17 protein-coding genes are annotated in these 16,874 nt (G+C 60.6%); 9 read left to right on the forward strand and 8 right to left on the reverse strand.

The genetic code is table 11. The features are described 5' to 3' along the window. Positions 1–3: 3 nt before the first annotated feature. From pcnB to thpR, 5 genes are all read right to left on the reverse strand, one after another. Positions 4–1,470, reverse strand: a complete 1,467-nt coding sequence (gene pcnB / locus I6L34_RS07090) for a polynucleotide adenylyltransferase PcnB (RefSeq protein ID WP_005362885.1) — start codon at positions 1,468–1,470, stop codon at positions 4–6. A gap of 255 nt (positions 1,471–1,725) precedes the next feature. Then, the gene (gluQRS, locus tag I6L34_RS07095) at positions 1,726–2,634 is read right to left on the reverse strand and encodes a tRNA glutamyl-Q(34) synthetase GluQRS (RefSeq protein WP_216956307.1); all 909 of its coding nucleotides are present in this window, start codon (positions 2,632–2,634) and stop codon (positions 1,726–1,728) included. Between the two features lie 111 nt (positions 2,635–2,745). Next, positions 2,746–3,195, reverse strand: a complete 450-nt coding sequence (gene dksA, locus I6L34_RS07100; protein WP_005335644.1) for an RNA polymerase-binding protein DksA — start codon at positions 3,193–3,195, stop codon at positions 2,746–2,748. 119 nt (positions 3,196–3,314) lie between these two features. Next, a complete protein-coding gene (gene sfsA / locus I6L34_RS07105) occupies positions 3,315–4,058 on the reverse strand; it encodes a DNA/RNA nuclease SfsA (protein WP_047437797.1) in 744 nt (247 codons plus the stop codon). Next, the gene (gene thpR, locus I6L34_RS07110) at positions 4,055–4,597 is read right to left on the reverse strand and encodes an RNA 2',3'-cyclic phosphodiesterase (protein WP_216956310.1); all 543 of its coding nucleotides are present in this window, start codon (positions 4,595–4,597) and stop codon (positions 4,055–4,057) included. The genes sfsA and thpR overlap by 4 nt, the downstream gene beginning before the upstream one ends. Positions 4,598–4,775: 178 nt before the next feature. Between thpR and hrpB the strand changes: the two genes are divergently transcribed. From hrpB to I6L34_RS07125, 3 genes are all read left to right on the forward strand, one after another. Beyond that, positions 4,776–7,223: an ATP-dependent helicase HrpB gene (gene hrpB, locus I6L34_RS07115; RefSeq protein WP_216956313.1), complete on the forward strand. Its 2,448-nt coding sequence runs from the start codon at positions 4,776–4,778 to the stop codon at positions 7,221–7,223. A gap of 73 nt (positions 7,224–7,296) precedes the next feature. Next, positions 7,297–9,615: a penicillin-binding protein 1B gene (mrcB, locus tag I6L34_RS07120; protein WP_216956317.1), complete on the forward strand. Its 2,319-nt coding sequence runs from the start codon at positions 7,297–7,299 to the stop codon at positions 9,613–9,615. Between the two features lie 58 nt (positions 9,616–9,673). Next, positions 9,674–10,075, forward strand: coding sequence for a VOC family protein (locus I6L34_RS07125; RefSeq protein WP_005362902.1), 402 nt, complete (start codon positions 9,674–9,676; stop codon positions 10,073–10,075). Between the two features lie 78 nt (positions 10,076–10,153). On the opposite strand, the gene I6L34_RS07130 is transcribed toward I6L34_RS07125, so the two are convergent. Together I6L34_RS07130 and I6L34_RS07135 are read right to left on the reverse strand one after the other, a co-directional pair. Further along, positions 10,154–10,474, reverse strand: a complete 321-nt coding sequence (locus I6L34_RS07130; protein WP_216956320.1) for an SMR family transporter — start codon at positions 10,472–10,474, stop codon at positions 10,154–10,156. Next, positions 10,471–10,857 carry a multidrug efflux SMR transporter gene (locus I6L34_RS07135; protein ID WP_005335660.1) on the reverse strand — a complete coding sequence of 129 codons (387 nt, stop codon included), beginning with the start codon at positions 10,855–10,857 and terminating at the stop codon, positions 10,471–10,473. Before I6L34_RS07135 ends, I6L34_RS07130 begins: the two co-directional genes overlap by 4 nt. 158 nt (positions 10,858–11,015) lie before the next feature. On the opposite strand from I6L34_RS07135, the gene I6L34_RS07140 reads away from it, so the two are divergent. The 3 genes from I6L34_RS07140 (at position 11,016) to ppa (ending at position 14,335) form a co-directional block, all read left to right on the forward strand. Next, positions 11,016–11,897 carry a LysR family transcriptional regulator gene (locus I6L34_RS07140; RefSeq protein ID WP_005354677.1) on the forward strand — a complete coding sequence of 294 codons (882 nt, stop codon included), beginning with the start codon at positions 11,016–11,018 and terminating at the stop codon, positions 11,895–11,897. A gap of 109 nt (positions 11,898–12,006) precedes the next feature. Continuing rightward, a complete protein-coding gene (locus tag I6L34_RS07145; RefSeq protein WP_101529634.1) occupies positions 12,007–13,587 on the forward strand; it encodes a DUF3369 domain-containing protein in 1,581 nt (526 codons plus the stop codon). 217 nt (positions 13,588–13,804) lie between these two features. Beyond that, positions 13,805–14,335: an inorganic diphosphatase gene (gene ppa / locus I6L34_RS07150; RefSeq protein WP_005335667.1), complete on the forward strand. Its 531-nt coding sequence runs from the start codon at positions 13,805–13,807 to the stop codon at positions 14,333–14,335. Between the two features lie 28 nt (positions 14,336–14,363). Here ppa and I6L34_RS07155 read toward each other — a convergent pair whose 3' ends face one another. Beyond that, entirely contained in the window at positions 14,364–14,711 is a 348-nt protein-coding gene (locus I6L34_RS07155) for a hypothetical protein (RefSeq protein WP_216956323.1), read from the reverse strand. Between the two features lie 139 nt (positions 14,712–14,850). Here I6L34_RS07155 and I6L34_RS07160 point away from each other — a divergent pair, with 139 nt between their 5' ends. The 3 genes from I6L34_RS07160 to I6L34_RS07170 all read left to right on the forward strand — a co-directional run bounded on the left by I6L34_RS07160 (position 14,851) and on the right by I6L34_RS07170 (position 16,848). Continuing rightward, a complete protein-coding gene (locus I6L34_RS07160) occupies positions 14,851–15,741 on the forward strand; it encodes a hypothetical protein (protein ID WP_043821720.1) in 891 nt (296 codons plus the stop codon). A gap of 220 nt (positions 15,742–15,961) precedes the next feature. Continuing rightward, a complete protein-coding gene (locus I6L34_RS07165) occupies positions 15,962–16,504 on the forward strand; it encodes a YtfJ family protein (RefSeq protein ID WP_064335472.1) in 543 nt (180 codons plus the stop codon). A 44-nt stretch (positions 16,505–16,548) separates the two neighbouring features. After that, positions 16,549–16,848, forward strand: a complete 300-nt coding sequence (locus I6L34_RS07170) for a DUF2607 family protein (protein ID WP_100645133.1) — start codon at positions 16,549–16,551, stop codon at positions 16,846–16,848. Positions 16,849–16,874 lie beyond the last annotated feature (26 nt).

Genomic DNA, 16,874 nt, shown 5'->3' on the forward strand with positions numbered 1-16,874 from the left:
TTGTCACTCGGCCACTTTCGGTTTGCGGCGACGGGGGCGACGACGGTTGCGACTGTTGCTGCTGCGCTTCTCGCCATCGTGGCTGCGAGCCTCGCCGCGCTCACCGCTGGCCGGGCGACGGGTCGCTTCACGCTGCAGTTGCGGGCGCACATCAGGATTGGAGGCGACATAGCGCTCCCACCAGCTGGCCAGCTCGCCGAGACCGCGCTCGACCCGGTTGCGCAGCAACAGGAAGTCGAACGCCGCGCGGAACTTGGGATGCTCCATGGCGCGCTCGGGATGCTTGCCCTGACGACGGGTCAACCGCTGTTGCAGTGCCCAGATGTCGCGGACATCTGTGGTGAAACGGCGGGGAACGGCGATGATCCGCACCTGATTGTCCAGCACCTCGTTGATCGCCAGCATGAAGGCGTCATACCAGGGCAGGCCGCTCTCGTTCTCCAGCACCCGACCACGGGCCTCGACGCAGCCCCACAGCAAGGTGGCATACAGGAAGGCGGGAGTGACGCGCTTATCTTCGCGGACGCGGGTGTCGGTATCGATCAGCGCCTGCTCGATAAACTGCTCACAGGGCGAGTTGCCGTGCGGGGTAAACAGCGCCGCCACTTGCGGGAAGAGCTGCTGGAACAGGCCATACTCGCGCAGCAGTTTGTAGGTCGCCAGACCGTCGCCAGCCAAGAACAGCTTGAGGGTCTCCTCAAACAGGCGGGCAGCCGGGATGTCTTGCAGCAGTGGCGCCAGCTCCTTGATGGGGGCCGCGGTACGCGGACTGATGGTCATATCCAGCTTGGCGGCAAAGCGCACGGCGCGCAGCATCCGCACCGGATCTTCACGATAACGGGTCTCGGGATCGCCGATCAGCTCAAGCTTGCGCTCGGCCAGATCTTCCAGACCCCCTTCGAAATCGTGCAGGGTGAAATCTTTGGCGCTGTAGTAGAGGGCGTTGACGGTAAAGTCGCGGCGCTCGGCATCCTCTTCGATGGTGCCGTAGACGTTGTCGCGCAGCAGCATGCCTTCATCAGACTGGGCCGACACATGTTTGCTGGTATTGACCTGATGGTGGTGACCCCGGAAGGTGGCCACTTCGATCACGTCACGACCAAAGACAATGTGGGCCAGGCGGAAACGACGGCCAATCAGGCGGCAGTTGCTGAACAGCGCCTTGATCTGCTCCGGCGTCGCATCGGTTGCGATGTCGAAATCCTTGGGCGTCTTCCCGAGCAGCAGATCCCGGACTCCGCCGCCGACCAGGTAGGCCTCATAGCCCCCTTTGTTCAGGCGATAGAGCACCTTGAGTGCATTCTCGCTGATCTCTTTGCGCGAAATAGGGTGCTGATCACGGCTTAAGGTACGACGTTGACCGGCGACACGGGCTGGAATGGGGGATTCCACCGACTGCTCGCCGTCTTCCTTGCCGAGCACCTTGCGGCAAAAGTTTGCGATCTGGGAAAAAATGGTACACCTCTTCATGACTTCTAAATTGACGGGAGGCCAAAAAATAGCGGCCTATCATAGCTCACGCCTAACCAAATGAAAAACCGTGCTGACAATTGATCCCGCATGAAACCGTCTGCCAGCGAAAATAGCGGTCAATCTGCACATAGCTCACACCTGACCAAATGAAAAACCGTGCTGACAATTGATCCCGCATGAAACCGTCTGCCAGCGAAAATAGCGGTCTATCAGCGCCCAGCTCACGTCCTATTACACGAAAACCGGCTCTCTTTACTCAATGTCCAGCGGGATCTTCTCGCTGGCTGGCACCCGTTCTAGCTGCCAGTTAGCGATGCCCCATTCGATGATCTCGTCGATCCGGCTCGCCATCAGCTCGGGCGGCGGGCACTGGCCGAGGAAGTGCAGCGCCTGCCACAAGGCTGGTCGCACCTCATCAAGCGCGAGGGCCGGCGCATGGTTCTGCTTGGAGAGCTTGTTGCCATCTGCCAGCACCGCCAGCGGCAGGTGCACCCAGTCGGGCACCGGCGCCCCCAGGGTCTGGTAGAGGGCAATCTGGCGCACCGTGGGCTCCAGCAGATCGGCACCGCGCACTATCTCGGTGATGCCGCTGTCCATATCATCTACCACCACCGCCAGGTTGTAGGCGTAGAGCCCGTCGCGGCGACGGATAATGAAATCCTCCTCGGCGAGCGCCGCCGGTACCGCGATATGGCCCTGCAAGCGATCGTCGAAGTGGTAGACCGGATGGTGCTGGCGCAGCCGGGCAGCGCAACCTTCGGCCGCAAGCCCCAGCGTGCGGCAGTGGCCGCTGTAGAGACCGCCCGCGGCCATAATTTCGCGCCGGGTGCAACGGCACCAGTAGAGGTCCCCCGCCCGATAGAGCTGGTCGATGATCTCGTCATAACGGCCGTGGCGCGCGCTCTGGAACATCACCTCCCCATCCCACTCGAGGCCATATGCCTCAAGAGTCTTGAGGATCAGGTGCGCTGCCCCTGCCATCTCCCGCGGCGGATCGATATCTTCGATGCGCACCAGCCAGCGCCCCTGCTGCGCTCTGGCCTGCAAAAAGCTGCCGAGGGCGGCGATCAGCGAACCGAAATGAAGCGGGCCTGAGGGGGAGGGGGCAAAGCGGCCGACATAGGGGCGCACAAGGGGTGAGGATGGGGAATTCACTGGCATGACTATTCGGATAAGCGATTCATTGAGGCTGCATTCTGGGGCGCGACCGCCAAAAGCTCAATAAAAAAGGGAGCCCGCGAGCTCCCTTTTTCATATACCAGAGGGTCGGGATCAACCGGCCATCTGTTTTTCCTTGATCTCGGCCAGCGTCTTGCAATCGACACAGAGGTCGGCAGTCGGACGGGCTTCCAGACGACGGATACCGATCTCGATACCGCAATGTTCGCAGTAACCGAAATCATCGTCTTCAAGCAGCTGCAAGGTCTTCTCGATCTTCTTGATCAGCTTGCGTTCACGGTCGCGGGTACGCAGTTCAAGAGCGAACTCTTCTTCTTGCGCGGCACGATCCACGGGATCCGGGAAGTTGGCAGCCTCGTCTTTCATATGGTCGACTGTACGATCAACTTCCTGCATCAGTTGGTTGCGCCAGGCACCCAGGATCTTGCGAAAATGCGCCTTTTGTTGGTCATTCATGTACTCCTCACCCGGCTTTTCCTGGTAAGGCGCGACACCCGCAATGGCCAGGGGGCCCAGAGATTTCCTGTTTTCGCCTGTTGGCATGCCCTGTCTCCTAATTCAGCACGCTACCCGTGCCATCCATAAATTGAGGGCGACATCTATAGCAGAAGGGTAACGGGTAAGCAAACGAGCCGTACCAATAATGTTACCCACTCCAATATTTATGCACTCCCCTCGGGTAACAGGTGACCAGATTCAAACGGGATAAACCCTTGAGCCACCATGCCTTGCACCCCAACATGGGGCCGATAGCATAAAATTTCAACCCCCGCCGCGATTGCCTGCTCAATTAGCAGACTATAGTGCGGATCTATATGGGTTGCAGGGCGCATCCGGCTTATTCCGGAGTGCAACACCATAAATAGCAGCACGGCCCTGTGGCCCGCAGCTTTCATCGCCATCAACTCGCGCAAATGCTTGGCACCACGGGCGGTGACTGCATCGGGGAAGTAGCCCATACCCGGATGTTCACGTTCGTCGAGCAGGGTGACTGATTTTACCTCGATGTAACAATTGCCCTTCTCGTCATCTTCCAGCAACAGATCGATGCGACTGTTCTCTTCGCCATACTTCACCTCGGTGCGCAAGCGGCTGTAACCCGCCAGCGGAGCGATAGCCTCCTGCTCGATCAACTCCCGGGCGATCTGGTTGGCGCGCGCCGTGTTGACGCAGATAAAGTGGCCCGCCGGGCTCTCGGCGATCTCCCAGCTGTTGGGCAGCTTGCGCTTGGGGTTATCGGAGGTGGAGTACCAGACCCGGGTGCCCGGATCGGCACAACCGGTCATGGCACCGGTATTGGCGCAATGGATGGTAATGACCTCGCCGTTATCGAGTTGCACATCGGTCAGAAAGCGCTTGTAGCGGGCCACCAGCTGGCCCGATTGCAGGGGGGGATCAAAGATCACGGGTTAGCCCTCCGCGCGTCTTCTTTTACCCGGGCGCGCAGCGGCCAGCAGGCAAGCGGCTCGTAGCGTCCCCCGTCCGGAGTCGAGATGGATTGATAGAGGCAGAACTCATCGGCCTGCAGCAGAAAATTTGGGGCAGGCAGGATGGCCGGAGCCTCACCCGCCTTGCGCGACAGGGTGACATGGGGGCGATAACCCTGCTCGCCATTGCCAAGACGCAACTTCTCGCCGTGGCGGCGCAGCGCCTTTGCCAGCACGGTCAGCTCGTTGGGCCACTCCTTCGGGCCAATCCAGGCAGCCTTGGCCCGGCTGAACCAGCCGGTCTCATCCAACCTGATGGAGAGCGGCGGACAGTGCTGACGCTCCACGGCGGCGATCAGGCGGCGGGTGGTCAACTCGTCCGCCTCACCCAGAAATGCCAGGGTCAGGTGGAGGTTGGCTTGCGGCACCGGCTGACCGGGCCAGGGCTGCTGATCGCGCCAGGCGATGAGCTCGGGGGCGAGCTCCTTGACGGGCAGGGCAAAGAAGAGTTTGGCCATGTGGTGATAATGCCTTTTTCACGCTCATTGGATGGGCCCATTCTATGGCAGCCATCCGGCCATGTCTCGCCACCCTCCCACCCGAGTGGCCATATCCGCACATCCACTCACGGTGGCGCGGGTGGCTGTGGCAGAATAGGCGCCGTTTTACCGGTTGCTACAGAAGGTGCTCATCGCTTTGTCCCAGCTCCCCATCGTTTCGGTATTGCCCGAACTCTTTGCCGCCCTCGACAGCCACACCTGCGTGATCCTGCAGGCGCCACCCGGCGCGGGCAAATCGACTCTGCTGCCGCTGGAGCTGGTGCGTCAGAACCGGCTGCCCGGCCGCATCATCATGCTGGAACCAAGGCGCCTGGCTGCGCGCAATATCGCCACTTTTCTGGCCCGTCAGCTGGGGGAGAAGGTGAGCGAGCGCATCGGCCTGCGGGTGCGTGGCGAGAGCCGCACCAGCTCAGCGACCCGGCTCGAGATCGTCACCGAAGGGGTGCTGACCCGGATGTTGCAGCAGGACCCTGAGCTGACTGGCGTCTCGCTGGTGATCTTCGATGAGTTCCACGAACGCAGTCTGCACGCCGATACCGCGCTGGCCTTCGCCATCGAGAGCCAGCAGGGATTGCGCGATGATCTCAAGCTCCTGGTGATGTCCGCAACCCTGGATGGCATGGCACTCGAGACCTTGTTGCCGGATGCCCCTGTGGTTCGCTCCGAGGGGCGCGGTTTTCCCATCGACTATCACTACCGCCCCGCCAATCGCCAGCAGTGGCTGGAGCCGCAGGTCGGCGCCGTGGTACTCGAAGCGCTGGCCGAGCAAGATGGCAGCCTGCTGGTCTTTCTGCCGGGACAGGGTGAGATCGAGCGACTGGCGCAATGGTTGGCAGACAAACTGCCGGACGACGTGACCCTCGCCCCCCTCTACGGCCGCCTCGATATGGCAGCCCAGCAGGCGGCTATCGAACCGGCGCCTGCGGGCCGCCGTAAGCTGGTGCTCACCACCAATGTGGCTGAGACCTCCCTCACTATTGAGGGGATTTCGGTGGTGATCGACAGCGGGCTGGAACGACGGGCCTCCTATGATCTGAAAAGCGGTGTCACCCGGCTGGAAACCCGCCAGATAGCCAAATCCTCCGCCACCCAGCGGGCAGGCCGCGCTGGCCGTCTCGGCCCCGGCGTCTGCTACCGGCTCTGGAGCAGCGAGGTGCAGGAGCGACTCGCCGAGCAGAGCCCGCCAGATATCCTCACTCAGGAGCTGACCGGCCTGCTGCTGGACGCCGCCCAGTGGGGGGCAAAGGTGGCAGATCTGCCGCTGCTGGACATGCCCCCAGCCGCTGCGGTGGCCAGCGCCCAGCGGCTACTGGTGGCTCTTGGCGCCATGAAGCCGGAGGGTGAGCAACAACTCACTCCCGCTGGCCGTGCCATGGCCGCCTTCGGTACCCACCCTCGCCTCGCCCGCATGCTGCTGCGCGCCCGCGAGCTGGAGTCCGAGGGTCTGACAGGGATTGTCGCCGATGCTGCTTATCTGGTGGCGTTGCAGGAAGAAGATCTGCGAGGATCGGAGCGCCTCTCTGTGCTGTTCCTCCGCCGTCAAAACGCCCTGCGCCAGAGCGCGGCCCGCTGGTTTGAACGGCTTGGCGCCCGCCCTGCCAGTGCGCAGGGTCAGTGGCTGGGGCTGCTCTGCGCCCTCGCCTGGCCGGATCGCATCGGCAAACTGCGCAGCGGCAGTCGCTATCAACTCAGTGGTGGGGTGAGCTGCGATCTGGTAGAAGGTCATCCCTGTCAGGGACAAGGGGCCCTTATCGCTATCGAGATGGGGCAGAACGATCGCGGCAACCGCATCTTTATCGCCGAACCGGTCGATCTGGACGAGCTGGTGCGCCTGCTGCCGGAACTGGTGAGCGAACGGCAGTGGTTCGACTGGGATGAGCGGGAAGAGCGGGTGCGCGCCGAACGCCAGCAGGTGATCGGCGAGCTGGTGCTGAGCCAGCGACCGCTGACCGAACTCTCTGACGAGCAGAAAGGGCGCTGCCTGCTGCAAGGCATTCGCCGCAAGGGGCTGCATGTGCTGCCGTGGGACGAGAGCAGCGAAGGGCTGCTGGCCCGCCTGCGCTGCGCCCGCGACTGGCTGCCCGATGAGGGGTGGCCCGCGATGGATGACGAGAGCCTGCTGGCCACGCTGGAACAGTGGTTGCTGCCAGCGGTGAGCGGCATGACCCGGCTGGAGCAGCTGAAGAGGCTCAATATGAGCGACATCCTGCGCCAATCCCTGCCCTGGCCACTGCCCAAACGGCTGGACGAGGCACTGCCGAGCCACTTTGCGGCACCGACCGGCAGCCGGGTGCGGATCCGCTATCAGCCGGGGCAGGCACCGGTGATCCCGGTACGCATTCAGGAGATGTTCGGGCAAGGCTCGACCCCCTGCGTGGTCGATGGCCGGGTGCCGCTGGTGGTGGAGCTGCTCTCCCCCGCCCAGCGACCGCTGCAGATCACTGCCGATCTGGCCGCCTTTTGGGCTGGCTCTTACGAGCAGGTGAAGAAAGAGATGAAGGGGCGCTATCCCCGCCACTACTGGCCGGATAATCCGCTGGAAGCGATGCCGACCAAAGTCACCAAAAAGAAGATGGGCATCTAGGTTCGGCGGGTTAATCCCGCTCGAACGTTCGCGAATGCGACATAACAAGTAGAAAGGAAAGCAAAGAGGATTTATGGCAACCCAACGACGCAAGCGTGCCCCCAAGAAGGCAGCGCCCAAACGCACCATCTGGCGCAAGCTGTTCTGGCTTGGCTTCAAGCTCTCGCTGGTGGTGGCGGCCTTTATGGTGGTGTTTGGCATCTACCTCGATACCAAGGTGCGCGAGCGCTTCGATGGCGAGAAGTGGCAGCTGCCGGTGATGGTCTATAGCCGCCCGCTGGAGCTCTACCCCAGCCAGCGCCTGTCGCGGGACCAGATGCTGCGCGAGCTCAACATGCTGAGCTACAAGCAGGTGCGCCAGCCTCACACGCCGGGTGAATACACCATCAACGGCAATCGCATCGAGCTGATTCGCCGTCCCTTCGAGTTCTATGACGGCGCCGACGGAGCCCGTGGCCTGCGCCTCACCTTCAACGGCCCGCGCCTTGAGGGGATCCAGTCGCTGGAGAACCAGCGCCAGCTCGGTTACGCCCAGATGGACCCGGTGCTGCTCGATCGCCTCAATACCGAAGATCGGGAAGATCGCCTGCTGGTGCGTATCGCCGAAGTGCCCGACAGCCTGCTGGTGACCCTGCTCACCACCGAAGATCGCGACTTCTACCAGCATGGCGGCGTCTCGCCGGTCGCCATCATGCGGGCCATGTTCGCCAACCTGATCGCGGGTCGTACCGTGCAGGGGGGCAGTACCCTGACCCAGCAGCTGGCCAAAAACTTCTTCCTGACCCGCGAGCGCAGCCTGTGGCGAAAACTGCAGGAAGCCTACATGGCGGTACTGATCGACTATCGCTACAGCAAGGACGAGATCCTGGAGTCCTACCTCAACGAGGTCTATCTGGGGCAGAACTTCTCGCAAGGGGTCTACGGCTTCGGCCTCGCCTCCTACTTCTACTTCGGCATTCCGGTCAACGAGCTGGATATCGATCAGGTGGCCCTGCTGGTCGGTCTGGTGAAAGGCCCCTCCTATTACGACCCATGGCGCTTCCCGGAGCGGGCCAAGACTCGCCGGGATCTGGTACTGAAGCTGCTGATGGATCACGGCAGCCTGACCCAGGCCGAATATGAGCTGGCCAGCCGCCAACCCCTCGGCATCATCGCCCGTGGCCAGATGAGCTATGGTCGCACCCCGGCCTTTATGGGACTGCTCAAGCGAGAGATCCAGAGCCGCTTCGGCGCCGATCTGCTCAAGCAGTCCGGCCTCAAGATCTTCACCAGCCTCGACCCCATCGCCCAGCACGCGGCCGAGCGGGCGGTCGAATCGGGCCTCGCCGATATCGAGAAACTGCGCGGCAAGAAGAAGCTGGAGGCGGCCATGGTGGTCTCCGACTGGCACAAGGGCGAAGTAGTCGCACTGGTGGGTGGCCGCGATCCCCGCTACGCAGGGTTCAACCGGGCGCTGGATGCCCGCCGCCAGATCGGCTCGCTAGTGAAACCGGCGGTCTACCTCACCGGTCTCTCCAACGGCCTGACGCTCGCGACCCCACTCAAAGATCAGCCGATCCGTATTCGCGGTCAGGATGGCCAGGTCTGGACACCGCAAAACTACGATCGCAAGTTCCGCCAGAGCGTGCCGCTAATGGATGCGCTGGCCAGCTCACTCAACGTGCCGACAGTCAATCTGGGTCTGCAGGTGGGGCTGGAGAAGGTGGTCGATACCCTGCACAAACTGGGAGTCCAGCAGGAGATCCAGCCCTATCCGTCGCTGGTGCTGGGGGCGGTGGCCCTCTCCCCGCTGGAGGTGAACCAGATGTATCTGCCCATCGCCAATCAGGGGCTGACCCAGCCGCTATCGGCCATTCGCGCCGTGGTGAACGGGGATGGCAGCCTGCTCTATCAGCATGATCAGACCGCCAAGCGAGTCACCGACCTGCAAGCAAGCTGGCTAACCCTGTTCGCCATGACCAAGACGGTGAGTCAGGGTACGGCCCGCGCGCTCAGTGCCAAGTTCCCGGGCGCCACCATGGCGGCCAAGACCGGCACCACCAACGAGCTGCGCGACTCCTGGTTTGCCGGGATGGACAACAACGAACTGGTCAGTATCTGGGTCGGTCGCGACGACAATACCCCGGCAGGTTTGACCGGTGCCAGCGGTGCCCTGCAGCTCTTTAGCGGCTACATGAGCCAGCGCGGCGTCAACAGTCTGGGACTGAAGATGCCGGAAGGGGTCACCTGGGCCAACTTCTCCCGCGCCAGCGGCACCCGCGTCGCCAGCGACTGCCCGGGCAGCCTGCAGGTGCCGGCCAAAGCCTCCACCATGGGCTCCCCGGCCGGCTGCGCCAGCAGCGCGACGCCGCGCAGTGCGCTGGATGACTGGTTCGGCGGTTTCTTTAACTAGATCAACGACACGGGCAGCGCAGGCTGCCCGTTCACTATGCTGCTGACAAGGAAACACCATGACCTTTCCGCTGTTTGACGCCATCCACCATGTGGCCATCATCGCCAGCGATTACCCACGCTCGCGCCACTTCTACCACGAGGTGCTGGGGCTACCCATTATCGCCGAGACCCTGCGCGAGGCGCGCCAGTCATGGAAACTGGATCTGGCCCTGCCGGACGGCAGCCAGCTGGAGCTGTTCAGCTTCCCCTCGCCTCCCGAGCGCCCCTCCCGCCCCGAGGCGTGCGGCCTGCGCCATCTCGCCTTTCGGGTCAGCGACCTTGACCGGGTCATCGCCCACCTGCTGGCCCATCGGGTCGAGGTAGAGCCGGTACGGGTGGACGAGCTGACCGGCAAGCGCTTTACCTTCTTCGCCGACCCCGACGGCCTGCCGCTGGAGCTCTACGAAGCGCCGCGCTGAGCCTGCATCGACCAAGCAATCAGCCAAACAAAAGCCGCCCGGTTGCAACCGGGCGGCTTTTCTTATTGCTTCAGGTTATCAGGCGGTAGTCAGCATAACGACAGCCAGCGCCATCACCATCATGCCAGCCCAGCCGATGGGCTTGAGCCGCTCACCGAAGAAGAGCAAACCGCCCAGCGCCGTACCGACGATGCCGATAGCCCCCCAGGTGGCGTAGGCAACAGCCAGGTCAATCTGGCCGCCACTTACCGCTTCCGAGAGCAGGGTAAAGGCGCCGAGTACCAGCATGATCCCCAGGAATCCCCACCCCTTGTAACGAAACCCGTTGGAGCGGTTGATGGCCATGTTGGCGCCGATATCGATCAGTGCGGCACCCAGTACAATCACAAACGGACTCATGCTGTGGCCTCCGCTTCTACTGACTTGTCTGCGGGCTCATCATGGGTCTCCCCCATGGTCACCATAACAATCCCCACTATCGCGAGAGCCAGGCCAATCAGCTCCTGAACGGTCACATCGTAACCAAGGAACATGACCGACACTATGGTGATCAGGGTGATCCCGAGCCCCTCCCAGAGCGCAAACGCAATACCAATGGAGATTGTTTTGGCGGCTTTCGCCAGCAACCAGTACGAGAAACCGATCAACAGCCACATCGGGATGTAATTCATCCAGCCAGCTCCCTGCTCGGGGATCATGGCCATGCTGGAGGTACCGGCGACCTCGGTCACGATGGCGCCGGTCAAAAACAGCCGGGCCAGAAACATACGACTTAATAACATATAAGATGCCTTTGTTGCTTCGACGGGAGAGATGGTAAACGGGGAGAAGCAACTCGCGACAATCGCTCAGCGTCGATTATTCCGACGCTACAGGTTTGCCTTGCCTTGGTTCGGCACGCTAAGGTGATGGTGAAAAACTCCGCCACAGCCTGTAAAACATGAAGCTATATCAAATAGAACTCTTTGTAGAGTCCGCCAATAGCGGCTCTATTGCCAACACCGCCCGTCGCCTCGGCAAAAGCCGCAGCGCCGTCAGCACCGCCATCGCAGCGCTGGAAGTTGAGCTTGGCGTCGAACTTTTTGAACGAGGCGCCAATCAGAGTCGCCTGACCGAAATCGGCGAGCTGGTGCTGGATGATTGCACCCGCCTGCTGCAGGCAGCCAACAGCCTGCAGCAGAAGTGCAAACATTACGCCTCGGGAGCCGAAGTGGCGCTGCGAGTCGCCCGTGATGACGCCATTCCCGAGCCGGTGTGGCGCGAGATGCTGGCCAGCCTGCACAACCAGTTTCCCGGCACCAGTATCTCGCTGGTGCTCGCCTCTCCGCCTGAACTGCCAGCGCTGGTGGAAGAGGGATTCGTCGATGCCGCCTTTGGCCTTATTACCGAAGATCAGGAGCGCAGCGGCCTCAATATCGACGTGCTCAACCCGATCCGCACCCTGATGGTGGTGGCACCCAGCCATCCGCTAGCCGGACTGAAGCGGGTCAAACAGCAGGATCTGACCGATCACACCCAAGTTACCCTCTCGTATGTAGATGAATTTTCGGTAAAAAGCCTGCTACCTGTGGGAGGCCAGCATATCGGCCTCTCCAGCTTCGAGTTGATGCGCAATGCGGTGCTGGACGGACTGGGCTGGGCGGTGCTCCCCTCGCCACTGATCCAGAGCCAGCTGCGACAAGGCTCCCTGCTGACTCTGAAACACAAGTTCAGCCTGCAGTGGCGGGATTACGGGGTCTATCTGGCGGAAAACGCCTATCACGGCAAGGTGTTGGCCTGGTTGAAGAAGTCGATCCAGGGGTATCTGGAACCTTTCGAGTAGCGATAAAGAGGCGGAGCCAGCTCACGATATCTACTTATCCTGATGATCCGAGAGGATGTGATCGTGCATACTGTTCACATACTCATTGAGCGCCGGAGGCGTAACCGATATGAGCAGTGCCCAAGACAAGGACGATATCTTGCTGGACGACGACATCATCGAACTCGATGATGAGGAGGTCGTGGTCCCCAAGGCACTCAACCCATGGCAAGTGCTGATCGTGGATGATGAGCCGGATATCCATCATGCCACCCGCCTGGCCCTCTCCAACATTCACTACAAATCCCGTCCGCTGGAGCTGCTCAATGCCTACAGCGGCGCCGAAGCTGGCCGCATGCTGGAGGCCAATCCCAGGATTGCGCTGATCCTGCTCGATGTGGTGATGGAGACCGAAGACGCAGGTCTGCGGCTGGTACACCGGATCCGCAACGAAATGCACAACTCGCTGGTGCGGATCGTGCTGCGTACCGGCCAACCCGGCCAAGCCCCCGAGCAGCGGGTGATCCTCGATTACGACATCAATGACTACAAGACCAAGACCGAGCTGACGGTACAAAAGCTCTACACCACTGTCATCGCATCCCTGCGTTCATACGAAACCCTCAGTGCCATCGACAAGAGCCGTCAAGGGCTCGGCAAAATTCTGGAAGGAGCGGGCGATCTCTACCATCTTCATTCACTCAAGGAGTTTGCCTCCGGCGTGCTGAAACAGATCAGCGCCATTCTCGATGTGGGCACCGAAGGGGCTATCTGTGCCGAGCGCCGTCCCGGCGAACAGGGGCTGGAGATCCTCGCCGCTACCGGCGACTACGAGACTCTGCTGGATGATGGCAAGATCACCGACTTCCCCACCCTCAATGACTCGGTCATGAAGGCACTGGCGGCGCGCTGCAACCGCTTTGAACACCCGCAGGACTCCCTCTATATCGCAGCCCAGAATGGTCGCGAGTTCGTGCTGAGTTTTACCCCGACCCAGCCTCTCGATCCCCTCGAGTGCGATCTGCTGGATGTCTTCTGCCAGCGCATCTCGGCGGCCTACGACAACCTCTATCTCTACAACCAATTGCTGCGCGCCCAGGAGGCCACCGTGGTGGCGCTAGCGGCGCTGGCGGAGTTTCGCGACTCCGATACCGGCGAGCATGTCTTGCGGGTGCAGAAGCTCTCGGATGCCATCGTGGCCGAATTGAAGCAGATGGCGGCCTATCCCGAGCAGCTGACTCCGGAGTTTGTCGAGATGATCGGCATGGCCTCCATTCTGCACGATGTGGGCAAGGTGGGCACCCCGGATCATATCCTGCACAAGCCCGGCCGTTTCGACCCGGAAGAGCGGGCCATCATGGAGCAGCATGCCGGCATCGGCGCCAATATCCTGCACAAGGCGGGCGAAATGGTGGAGGGAACCAGCTACCTCTCTCTCGGCGCCGAAATCGCCCGGGGCCACCACGAGCATTTCGATGGCAAGGGCTATCCGCAGCAGCTGGCTGGTCAGCAGATCCCGCTGTCGGCGCGGATTGTGGCGGTAGTCGATGTATTCGATGCCCTACTCAGCAAGCGCCCCTACAAGGAGCCCTGGACGCTGGCGCAGACCATGGAGTATATCCAGTCACGCTCCGGCACCCAGTTTGACCCTCATGTAGTGACAGCCCTGTCGCGACTGGTCAACGAATCGAGACTCCCCTACTCGCTCTGACCCTTTTTGCTCGCAACTCTACATGCCCTGCCGGTGACCTTGCTCACCGGTAGGGGCATCAAAACAGCTGTTTTGTTGCATCCTGCACACATCAACGCGCCGCAAACAGGAAACATCCCCCTTCTTTGTTAGCGATAGCCGCTGAAATATGGTCATTTAACATCACATCGCTATAATATCGGCCTGCAAACCTGATACTAACAACGAAGGAATTATCATGAGCCTGAACCTGGTACCGGCTGGCAAGAGCCTGCCCGACGATATCTATGTCATCATCGAAATCCCGCAGAATGCCGACCCGATCAAATACGAAGTCGACAAGGACAGCGGTGCTATTTTCGTCGATCGCTTCATGTCTACCCCGATGTTCTATCCGTGCAACTACGGCTACGTGAACGCGACTCTCTCTCTGGATGGTGACCCCGTCGACGTACTGGTTCCGACCCCCTACCCGCTGCTGGCCGGTTCCGTCATTCGCTGCCGCCCGGTTGGCGTGCTGAAGATGACCGACGAATCTGGCGAAGATGCCAAGATCGTTGCTGTACCGCACTCCAAGCTGACCAAGCAGTACGACCACATCCAGGATGTGAACGATCTGCCGGAACTGCTGAAAGCCCAGATCCAGCACTTCTTCGAGCGCTACAAAGAGCTGGAAGCGGGCAAATGGGTCAAGGTGGAAGGCTGGGGCGACAAGGCTGCGGCCGAAGCCGAGATCAAAACCTCTGCCGAGCGTTACGCTGCCAAGTAAGCATCACTCGGTTTGTAAAAAAGGCGCCTTATGGCGCCTTTTTTGTCGGTGTTTGCGGCAGCTGACCGGCCGCATCTTCGGCAGGATTGCCCTGAATGTATATTTCACGGCCATCTTTCTGGTAAGGCCGATAGTACTCACCGCCACAGCGATAGCCGCCGCCCGGCTGGCTCATCAGCTCGCAGTTGACCGGCAACACCTCCAGCCACTTGATGGCCTGCTGGTAGCGCAGCCACTCCTGCCATTCGTGCTCGCGTGCCAGCTGATCACGCAGGGCAAAGGTATCCGCAATGGACATCCCCTTGTTGACGATCACCTGACCCGCCATGGCTGGCAGGCTGAGCAGCCCAAACAGCACTATGATCCAAGGCTTCATAACCCCTCCAGAGTGACTTAATTTCACAATTAAATTAAAAGTCACATCAATCTGTTATCCAGATCACAAAACGAAACATCACCAAAGTGGTGCCGACTCACCTAGTTGTTAATTATCGTCCACGGCAGGAAGCACCACCATGAAGCTGACCCCCGCGCTGTTGCTCAGCCTCACTCTCTGCACCACCCTTGGCGCCACAAGCAACGCCAGCGAAATCAACATGAGCTGGCAGTGGCAATCCACCGATGGCCAGCGCAAGCACTTCCAGCTGACCACCGACGATCAGGTGATGGCCGCCAGTCGCCACGAGATGAGCCTGCTGAAGGCCTCTCTCACCAATCCGCTGGAGACCCTTTACGCCTACATCAGCCCGCGGCTCTACAACAGCATCAACCTGATCAATCAGAGCAGCCCCGAGACCGCTACCAAATTTCGCAATCTGGAGCAGGCCTTCACCCTGCGGGACGACAGCATGGAGTCGATGCTGTTCTGGCAAGCCTACCAGCAGTATCAGGAGGATGCCTTCTACCAGATGAGGGTGATCCCCTGCGTCCATCCTGCCAATCGCAAACTGCCTTGCGTGCGACCCGATTACTCCCAGCTCTTCTACCACTTCAAAGGGCACCTCAAGCCACTGGCGCAGCAGTTTGCCGCCAAGGATCTCGCCACCAGCGTCAGCCTACTGCAGGAGTGGCTGAACGCCATCCCCACCCAGCCGGAGCAGCTGGATCACTTCGCGCCGCCGCTGCAGGCACTGCAAGATAACAAGGCCGACAGCGACGAGAAGGCGCTGCTGATGGCCAGCCTGCTGGCGGAGCTGGCGCCGCAATATGTGCTCAGCATCATCTATCCGGATATCAGCATCGGCAGCGTCTCCCCTGCCTGGCTGGCTATTACGGCAGACAGTGGCGTACCCGGTGATGTGGTGGTGATCAACAATCAGCGCCATGTGCTGCTTACTGGCTCGTCCCTGCTGGCCCAGCAGATGACCATGGCCAAGATCCCCCTCATCAGCGAGTCGCTCTACTGACGCAGACAGCTCAGACCAGCAGCCAATTCATTGATTTTTATCGATGTCATGCCATCCTAGCCGCCCTTGCCAGCCAACCACCTGACTGGCGGGGCGCCGACGCTTCTGAATTGCGATCTTATTTAACACTTTTTAAACAGATCCGATCAGTTTAGGATGAAGCTCGCCCATTCCCTCAATCCGAAACTCGTTATAACATAACAAATGGAGTGTCATCAGGATGAAACATCTCGTACTTACTTTGGCGCTGCTGCCATCTCTGGTCTTTGCTCACAACTTCAAGGATGGCAACCCGGTGCCGCTGGTCAATATCAGTGACAAGGGGGAGCTGGTACTGAACGGCAAGGATATCGGCTACCAGCCGTGGCAGAGCACCTCGCTCACCGGCAAGGTGTTCCTGATCCAGCATATTGCCGGTCGCTCCAGTGCCAAGGAGCTGAACGCCCCGATGATCGAGGCGATCAAGGCCGCCAAGCTGCCACAAGATAAGTACCAGACCGTTACCGTCATCAACAGCAATGACGCCATCTGGGGCACCTCCGGCTTCGTGAAGAGCAGTGCCGAGGACAGCAAGAAAGAGTTCCCCTGGTCCGCCATGGTGCTGGATGCCAAGGGCATGGCGCGCAACGCCTGGGATCTGACGCCGGAAAGCTCGGCGATCATCCTGCTGGATAAAGAGGGCAAGGTGCTGTTTGCCAAAGATGGCCAGCTCGATGCCAACAACATTGCTACCGTGATGGGGCTCATCAAGTCCCATCTCTAAGTCAGAGAGAAAGGGCGCTGATGGCGCCCTTTCCATAAGGGTCTATGGGTCGTATCAAGCTGAAAATCTGGATCTTGCTGCTGGGCTGGTTATGGCTGCAGCCTGCCCTTGCCCGGCACCAGTTTGAATCTGCCCTGCCCGGCCACGACGACCATCACTGCCTGGTTTGCGCCCTCCATCTGGATGGCAAACAGGTCATCACCGCTACCCCCTATTGTTTCCCCGGTTCGACCTCTGTTTTGCCCGCTGTTGCAACCATGCAACGCTCGGCGGATACCGCCACGCTTCACAGCTATGCCATCCGTGCGCCGCCCGCCTCTGCTTTTCTCTATCCCTTTGTTTAATTTCGCTATTTGTTTTGAAAAAGGAT

It is taken from the genome of Aeromonas sp. FDAARGOS 1404, assembly GCF_019047085.1.
In the GTDB taxonomy this organism is placed as follows: Bacteria; Pseudomonadota; Gammaproteobacteria; order Enterobacterales; family Aeromonadaceae; genus Aeromonas; species Aeromonas veronii.

Coding starts and splice junctions, on each gene's coding strand:
- I6L34_RS07170 (WP_100645133.1), top strand. CDS start 16,549: ATGGGTCGTATCAAGCTGAAAATCTGGATCTTGCTGCTGGGCTGGTTA.
- I6L34_RS07125 (WP_005362902.1), top strand. CDS start 9,674: ATGACCTTTCCGCTGTTTGACGCCATCCACCATGTGGCCATCATCGCC.
- dksA (WP_005335644.1), bottom strand. CDS start 3,195: ATGCCAACAGGCGAAAACAGGAAATCTCTGGGCCCCCTGGCCATTGCG.
- thpR (WP_216956310.1), bottom strand. CDS start 4,597: ATGGCCAAACTCTTCTTTGCCCTGCCCGTCAAGGAGCTCGCCCCCGAG.
- I6L34_RS07165 (WP_064335472.1), top strand. CDS start 15,962: ATGAAACATCTCGTACTTACTTTGGCGCTGCTGCCATCTCTGGTCTTT.
- I6L34_RS07140 (WP_005354677.1), top strand. CDS start 11,016: ATGAAGCTATATCAAATAGAACTCTTTGTAGAGTCCGCCAATAGCGGC.
- I6L34_RS07160 (WP_043821720.1), top strand. CDS start 14,851: ATGAAGCTGACCCCCGCGCTGTTGCTCAGCCTCACTCTCTGCACCACC.
- ppa (WP_005335667.1), top strand. CDS start 13,805: ATGAGCCTGAACCTGGTACCGGCTGGCAAGAGCCTGCCCGACGATATC.
- gluQRS (WP_216956307.1), bottom strand. CDS start 2,634: ATGCCAGTGAATTCCCCATCCTCACCCCTTGTGCGCCCCTATGTCGGC.
- I6L34_RS07130 (WP_216956320.1), bottom strand. CDS start 10,474: ATGAGTCCGTTTGTGATTGTACTGGGTGCCGCACTGATCGATATCGGC.
- I6L34_RS07145 (WP_101529634.1), top strand. CDS start 12,007: ATGAGCAGTGCCCAAGACAAGGACGATATCTTGCTGGACGACGACATC.
- pcnB (WP_005362885.1), bottom strand. CDS start 1,470: ATGAAGAGGTGTACCATTTTTTCCCAGATCGCAAACTTTTGCCGCAAG.
- mrcB (WP_216956317.1), top strand. CDS start 7,297: ATGGCAACCCAACGACGCAAGCGTGCCCCCAAGAAGGCAGCGCCCAAA.
- I6L34_RS07155 (WP_216956323.1), bottom strand. CDS start 14,711: ATGAAGCCTTGGATCATAGTGCTGTTTGGGCTGCTCAGCCTGCCAGCC.
- I6L34_RS07135 (WP_005335660.1), bottom strand. CDS start 10,857: ATGTTATTAAGTCGTATGTTTCTGGCCCGGCTGTTTTTGACCGGCGCC.